Below are 7,155 nucleotides of genomic sequence, written 5' to 3'. Positions count from 1 at the left end.
GGGGGGGGGTGGGCGGCGCCGGGGGGCCCCCGCGGGCGCCGCCAGATTTTACCCCCCCACCCAGAGACCCGCGCGGCGGCGGCGGCGGCGCGGGCCCCCGACGCGTTTGCCGTACTACCGGCTAGAACAGCAGGTTGTACTGGTTGAAGCCGGAACCCAGGCTGACCCGCGAGCCGAAGAGGCTGCTGGAGGCCTTGTTGGTGCCGGGGTAGAGCCAGAGCTTGCCGGCCGAGTCGCGGGTGATGACATCGGCGATGCCGTCGCCCGTGACGTCACCGTTGGAGACGTACGAGGTGAAGTTCCAGCCCGTACGCGCCTGGATCCGCGCCGACCACGGGGTGTGCTCGACCTGCGTGCCCCGGTAGAGGTACAGGACGCCGGAGCTGTTGCGGACCAGCAGGTCGGCACGGCCGTCGCCGGACAGGTCGCCGTGGCCGAAGATCTTGACGTTCTTCCAGGCCTTGTTGACGACCTTGACGCGGCCGTAGAACTCGCCGTTGCCCTTGCCCGGGTAGAGGTAGACCGAACCGTCGGCGTCCACCGCGACCAGGTCGGGGCGGGCGTCACCGGTCATGTCGCCGGGAATGGCGTACGACTTGTAGCCGCCCCACACCGAGCTGATCTGCATCCACTCGAACTCGTCCGAGCTGTGGTTCAGGTAGCTGCGGTACAGCTTGCCGTCACCCTTGTCGCGGATGATCAGGTCCTGGAAGAAGTCACGGTCCAGGTCGGCCTGCAGGCCCCAGCTGGCGTTCTGCCAGCCGCTGCTCTGGAAGGCGCGCGCGGCGAGCGAGGTGCCCTTGCTGTCCTGCTCGAACAGGCCCCCGGAGGGGGTGCGCTCCAGCAGGTCGGCCTTGCCGTCGAAGGTCAGGTCCGCGTCGTCGATGCGCGGCTGCGCGGCCCAGGTGTACGAGGACACCTTGGTGAAGACGGGGTAGGCGCCCTTCGCGGTGCAGCCGGCGACGCCCCACGAGACGATGCCGACGACCTTGCCGCCGACGATCACCGGACCGCCGGAGTCACCGTTGCAGGGGCTCTTGGTGCCCTCGTCGGTGCCGGTCGCCGGGGTGCCGGCGCAGAACATCGAGCCCTCGACGAAGTCGTCCTCGTGGAGGACCGCGTTCATCGCGCTGTTGCAGGTGGAGTCGGCCACCACGGGCAGGGTCACCTTGCGCAGCGTGGCCGACAGGTCGGCACCGTCGGCGCCGGAGGTCAGGCCCCAGCCGTAGACGGTGGCGGAGCCGCCCGCCTTGTAGGAGGCGCTGTCGCCGGCGGCCACCAGCCGCTGCCACTGCTGCTCCAGCGGCCGGTCCAGGGTGAGCACCGCGATGTCGTTCTGCACGGTGTCGCTGTTGTAGTGCGGGTGGTTCCACTGGCGGTAGACGCCCGCGACCGTACCGGTCGTGTCGTCGAGCAGACCGGTGGCACCGGCCACCACCGCGCCGTTCTTGACCCAGTTCAGGCCGGCGACGCAGTGGGCGGCCGTCAGGACCTTGTTCGGGGCGACGAGCGTGCCGCCGCAGAAGTAGCCGGTGTCGGCCGCGCTGTCGTAGTAGGAGAGCTGGACCATCCACGGCGCGGAGGAGATGGTCGTCTGGCTGCCGCCGATGATGAACGGCGTCTTCTTGGGGCTCGTCGCCGGGGTCGCCTGGTCCTTGACGGCCTCGGCGACCCGGTTGCGCAGCTCCTTGTCGGAGACGGTCGGCTTCACGGGCTGGGCCTGGCCGACCGTCGGCAGCGACGGTCCGTCCGCCGCCTGGGCGGGCTGCGCCGCGAGAGCGCCGGCGCAGGTCAGCGCCAACGCGAGAGCGGCCGTGGGCAACGCCGTGACGGGGCGTCTCCAGCGGTCGCGCAGAGCACGTATCACTCAGGGCTCCTGGAATGGGTGCGGGTGTGTCATGACGTGAGTGGCCCGAAAGGGGCGTACGACGCACCGGCCCGACCGACGCCGGCGGTCGCCGGCCATGGCCGACCAACCGCCCTCATCGCTTCAGGCACCACCGCGGAGCCCCCCTCCGGCGCGGTGATCGTAGGCCTCACCCGCCCCAGAACACATGTACTACACAGCAGACATTCAAGTATTCGTCCGTCACATTCCGTGACATCACTCTGACGCAACCCTTTGTTCACCTGGCCCGCGCGGGGGCCGGGCGGCTTTATATCGGGCATACGAGGTTCTGTCGGGCTTCTCAGCGGGGACTCAGGGAGCTCTCATGATCGCGCGGGAGTCTCATGTCATGACCGAGAGCTTCCGCCGCAGCGGCGAGTATCCCCAGGGCGACGACCACCAGTCCCCGTACCTCCGGCAGCAGCCCGCTTCCGCTCCCTCTCCCGTGAACCCCGAGTGGCCGCCCCCGCCGGCGTACGCGCCGGCCCCGCCGGTCGCCGTCGAACCGGGCACCACCGTGTGGCCGGGCTCCGGTCAGGGCGGCAGCGGCGCGGGCGGCGGTCAGGGCGCCGGAGGCGGTGCGGCGTACCCGGGACACCCCGAGCCGCAGGCCGGCTCCACCGCGGTGCTGTCCGCGGCCCCCGTGCCGCCCGGGACCGCGCGGAAGAAGCCCGCGAGGGGCCCGCTGGCCCTGATCGCCGCGGTCGCGATCGTGGCCGCCGCCATCGGGGGTGGCACCGCGTACGGCATCCAGGAGCTGACCGGCAAGGACACCGCGTCCAGCAGCACCAGCACCACCGTGGTGCCCACGGCCAAGAGGGGCACCGTCGCCGGGGTCGCCCAGGCGGTCAGCCCGAGCATCGTCGAGGTCGGCGCGACCTCGAACGCGGGCTCGTCCACCGGTTCGGGCGTGATCATCACGTCCGGCGGCGAGATCGTCACCAACAACCACGTCGTCTCGGGTGCCTCCGCGATCAAGGTGCGGCTGAACGACGGAAAGTCCTACACCGCGAAGGTCCTCGGCACCGACAGCAAGAAGGACCTCGCGCTGATCAAGCTGGAGGGCGCGCCCTCCGGTCTGAAGGTCGCCACGCTCGGCAACTCGGACGGCGTGCAGGTCGGCGACGACGTCGTCGCGATCGGCTCCCCCGAGGGACTGACCGGCACCGTCACCAGCGGCATCGTCTCGGCACTCGACCGCGACGTGACCGTCTCCACCGACGAGAGCCAGGGCCAGCAGCAACAGCAGGGCGGCGGCAGCGGCCAGTGGCCGTTCTCGTTCGGCGGCCGCCAGTTCAACGGCGACACCGGCTCCTCGACCACCACGTACAAGGCGATCCAGACCGACGCGTCCCTGAACCCCGGCAACTCCGGCGGAGCGCTGATCGACATGAACGGCAACATCGTCGGCATCAACTCCGCGATGTACTCGGCGGCTTCGGACTCCTCGTCCAGCTCGTCGACGGCCGGCAGCGTGGGCCTCGGCTTCGCCATCCCGATCAACACCGTCAAGGCCGACCTGGCGAACCTGCGGGCCGGCGGCTCCGACAGCTGACGCGAGCGCACCAGGCGAGAGCGCGGCACAGGACAGCACACCCAGGAGGTCGACATGATCAGGAAGCGGATCTCTCGGATTTCCCCGGTCACGCACTCCCGCGAGGGCGACGGCCCGGCCGGGCTCGACCTGGCCCTCGCCGTGGCCCGTGAACTGCACCTGCCGGTGCCGCGGTCGGCCGAGGTGGCGCTGCCGCCGGCCGCCGTCCCGCAGCTGATGGGCCTGCACACCCCCGCCACCCGCCCGCACCGCCGCAAGGTCCCGCTGAACAGGCTCACCGCACTGTCGGGCTGAACGCTTCACGGCAGTACGGGACGTTTCTCCCGCATCCGGCGCCTTTCCCACCGACTCGGACGGTTCTTCCGCCGCTGACACTTTCCGCCCCCACCCGGAAACGTGCGACGCTGAAGGCCGTCAGACCCTCCACCCCACCGCACCCGAGGACTCCCGCCCATGAGCCCCGCCGAAGGCGACCGTGAACCCCAGCGCATCCTGATCGTCGACGACGAGCCCGCGGTGCGCGAAGCACTCCAGCGCAGCCTCGCCTTCGAGGGATACGACACCGAGGTCGCGGTCGACGGCGCGGACGCGCTGGAGAAGGCCACCGCCTACCAGCCCGAACTGGTCGTCCTGGACATCCAGATGCCCCGGATGGACGGACTGACGGCCGCCCGCCGGATGCGCGGGGCCGGCACGACGACCCCCATCCTCATGCTGACCGCCCGCGACACGGTCGGTGACCGGGTGACCGGCCTCGACGCGGGCGCCGACGACTACCTGGTCAAGCCCTTCGAGCTGGACGAGCTGTTCGCCCGGGTACGGGCGCTGCTGCGGCGCAGCTCGTACGCGGCGACGGCGGGCACCGCCCCGGACGAGGACGCGCTCACCTTCGGCGACCTGCGGATGGACCTCGCGACGCGCGAGGTCACCCGGTCGGGCCGGGCCGTGGAACTGACCCGCACCGAGTTCACCCTCCTGGAGATGTTCCTCGCGCACCCGCGCCAGGTCCTCACCCGCGAGCAGATCCTGAAGGCCGTCTGGGGCTTCGACTTCGAGCCGTCCTCCAACTCCCTCGACGTCTACGTCATGTACCTGCGCCGCAAGACCGAGGCGGGTGGTGAGCCGCGGCTCGTGCACACCGTGCGAGGGGTCGGATACGTGCTCCGCTCGGGCGGCGCGGAGTGATCAGACGGTTCAGATCCCTGCCGATCCGTTCCCGGCTGGCGCTGCTGGTGGCGGCGGCGGTGGCCTTCGGGGTGGCGGCGGTCTCGGTGACCTGCTGGTTCATCGTGCGGGGAAAGCTGTACGACGAGATCGACAAGAACCTCCAGGACCAGCGGCCCGCCCAGCAGTACGCCTTGGTCCAGGCCGCCCTCGACGGCTGCCACAAGGAACCGCGCAGCGACAGCGGCTTCCAGCGCTTCGACGACTACGCCCAGGTGATCGGCGCGGACGGAACCGTCTGTGTCTTCGACTTCTCGGCGGGCACGGTGGAGGTGACCGACAGTGACAAGGCCGTGGCCAAGCACCCGCAGCCGCAGCCGCAGCTCCACCAGGGCAGGCCACGGAACGGGACCGACAGCAAGGGCAACGACGTACGGGTCCTGACGATGCCGCTCTTCGTCAGGAACTTCCCCGGCGAACTCCCCGACACCCGGGTGCTGTACAGCGACCACGCCTACCTCGTGGCCGTCCCCCTCAAGGGCACCCAGTCCACCCTGAACGACCTGGCCCTCGTCCTGCTGCTGGTCTCCGGGATCGGTGTGGTCGGCGCCGGCGCCGCGGGCCTGGCGGTCGCCCGGGCGGGCCTGCGTCCCGTCGACAAGCTCACCGAGGCCGTGGAACACGTGGCCCGCACGGAGGACCTCTCGATCCGCATCCCGGTCGAGGAGGACAACGAGGACGAGATCGCCCGCCTCACCCGCTCCTTCAACTCGATGACGTCCGCGCTGGCCAACTCCCGCGAACTGCAGCAGCAGCTCATCGCGGACGCCGGCCACGAACTCCGTACGCCCCTGACCTCCCTGCGTACGAACATAGAGCTCCTGACCCGCAGCGAGGAGACGGGCCGCCCGATCCCCCCGGCCGACCGCAAGGCGCTCCTCGCCTCCGTCAAGGCCCAGATGACCGAACTCGCCGCGCTCATCGGTGACCTCCAGGAACTCTCGCGTTCGGACACGGGCCAGCAGGCGAACACCGTGCTGACCGTGCCGCTCCTGGACACGGTCGAGGCGGCGCTGCGCCGCGCACGGCTGCGCGGTCCGGAGCTGACGATCACGGCGGACCTCCAGCCCTGGTACGTCCGGGCGGAGCCCACCGCGCTGGAGCGGGCCGTCGTCAACATCCTGGACAACGCGGTGAAGTTCAGCCCCGAGGGCGAGGCCGTCGACGTCGTGCTCAAGAACGGCGAACTGACCGTCCGCGACCACGGACCCGGCATCCCCGCCGAGGAACTCCCGCACGTCTTCGACCGCTTCTGGCGCTCCCCGTCCGCCCGCGCCCTCCCCGGCTCCGGTCTGGGGCTGTCGATAGTGGCGCGGACGGTGCAGCAGGCGGGCGGCGAGGTGTCCCTGCGGCCGGCCGAGGGCGGCGGCACGGTGGTGACCGTCCGGCTACCGGGAGCGCCCACACCGCCGCCGGAGACGGCCCTCGACCAGGGGTGACCGCGGAGCGGGATGCTCACGGACTCACCCCGTGCCAGCTCGGCGAGGCGCCGTTCGGCACCCCGTAGGGCACGGGCCGGCCCGTGAACGCGTCCAGGAGGACGCGGTCACCGACCCGCCCGGCCAGTCGTACCGTCACCTCCTTGCGCAGCAGCACACCGGCGCAGGGGCCTTCGCGCTCCCCGGTGACGAAGGCGGACAGCACCACGCTGCCCCCGGTCTCCAGCACGTGCACGGCGGGGCCGTCGTCGCAGGACCCGTGCCCGGCCGCCACCCTGACCGACCGGCCGTCGCCGGCCACCTCGACCAGCCCGGCGAGGGGCGCCAGTTCGCTCGTGGGCACCTCCCGCTGCGGCCCGATCGGCGGCCGGGGGAGCGTCGAGGGGGTGACGGCGGCCCGCTTGAGCGGGGTGTCGTACCCCTCCAGGGTGAACAGCCAGGCCGGGACCGTCGCCGGACCACGGCTGGTGGCCAGGGTCATCGCGCCCGGCCTCGCCCCGGTCACCGTCAGGTGCGGACCGTCGTCGCCCCCGCGGGCCACGGACGCGTACGCCTCGCGTGCCGTCGTCAGCGGCAGGACGAGCGGGTCACCGCTCCCCCAGCGCACCTCCCCCTCCGCGGGCCCGGCAGTGGGGAGCGTGCCGCGCAGGACGAAGTTCTGCGTCGTGAAGGCGCGGGTGTCGGCGCCCGCGTGGAAGCCGCCCGCGGGTGGCTGCACCGCCTCACCCATCGGGTGGTAGCCGGCGCGCCAGGTCCGGGCGGCCGCGGATCCGTCCCAGGCCTCGGCGACCCGGCGGGCACGGTCCTCCCGGCGTTCCTGCGCGCCGTGGTGACCGCCCTCCTCACCGCCGCATCCGGCGGTGAGGAGGGCGAGGGCGAGCAGCAGGTGGGCGGCGACGGTGGATGTGATCTTCGTACGCATGGGATCCCCAGGGACGGACGTCGGCGGACGGAGTCGTGCGGGGGGGGGGGGGGGGGGCGCGGGGGGGGGGCTCCGCCGCGCCCCCCCGCCCGCGCGGCGCGGCAGACGCGGGCGGCGCCGCGCGCGC

General features: G+C 72.0%; 6 protein-coding genes. 4 read left to right on the top strand and 2 right to left on the bottom strand.

Features of this window, described 5'->3' with window-relative positions; genetic code table 11:
• Window positions 1–121: 121 nt before the first annotated feature.
• A complete protein-coding gene (locus ACFV2J_RS34175; RefSeq protein ID WP_385084907.1) occupies window positions 122–1,867 on the bottom strand; it encodes a trypsin-like serine protease in 1,746 nt (581 codons plus the stop codon).
• A 370-nt stretch (window positions 1,868–2,237) separates the two neighbouring features.
• Between ACFV2J_RS34175 and ACFV2J_RS34170 the strand changes: the two genes are divergently transcribed.
• The 4 genes from ACFV2J_RS34170 to ACFV2J_RS34155 all read left to right on the top strand — a co-directional run bounded on the left by ACFV2J_RS34170 (window position 2,238) and on the right by ACFV2J_RS34155 (window position 6,106).
• The gene (locus ACFV2J_RS34170; RefSeq protein WP_385084905.1) at window positions 2,238–3,443 is read left to right on the top strand and encodes a S1C family serine protease; all 1,206 of its coding nucleotides are present in this window, start codon (window positions 2,238–2,240) and stop codon (window positions 3,441–3,443) included.
• A 54-nt stretch (window positions 3,444–3,497) separates the two neighbouring features.
• Complete coding sequence (locus tag ACFV2J_RS34165) at window positions 3,498–3,737, top strand: hypothetical protein (RefSeq protein ID WP_385084904.1); 240 nt, start codon at window positions 3,498–3,500, stop codon at window positions 3,735–3,737.
• Window positions 3,738–3,896: 159 nt separating this feature from the next.
• Window positions 3,897–4,628 carry a response regulator transcription factor gene (locus tag ACFV2J_RS34160; RefSeq protein WP_385084902.1) on the top strand — a complete coding sequence of 244 codons (732 nt, stop codon included), beginning with the start codon at window positions 3,897–3,899 and terminating at the stop codon, window positions 4,626–4,628.
• Window positions 4,625–6,106: a sensor histidine kinase gene (locus ACFV2J_RS34155; protein WP_385084900.1), complete on the top strand. Its 1,482-nt coding sequence runs from the start codon at window positions 4,625–4,627 to the stop codon at window positions 6,104–6,106. Before ACFV2J_RS34160 ends, ACFV2J_RS34155 begins: the two co-directional genes overlap by 4 nt.
• Before the next feature lie 16 nt (window positions 6,107–6,122).
• On the opposite strand, the gene ACFV2J_RS34150 is transcribed toward ACFV2J_RS34155, so the two are convergent.
• The gene (locus ACFV2J_RS34150) at window positions 6,123–7,028 is read right to left on the bottom strand and encodes a hypothetical protein (RefSeq protein ID WP_385442295.1); all 906 of its coding nucleotides are present in this window, start codon (window positions 7,026–7,028) and stop codon (window positions 6,123–6,125) included.
• Window positions 7,029–7,155 lie beyond the last annotated feature (127 nt).

This window comes from Streptomyces sp. NPDC059668 (genome assembly GCF_042734135.1).
GTDB lineage: Bacteria > Actinomycetota > Actinomycetes > Streptomycetales > Streptomycetaceae > Streptomyces.
The sequence above is the reverse complement of the archived record's forward strand: the minus strand, read 5'-3'. Positions and strand labels throughout refer to the sequence as shown.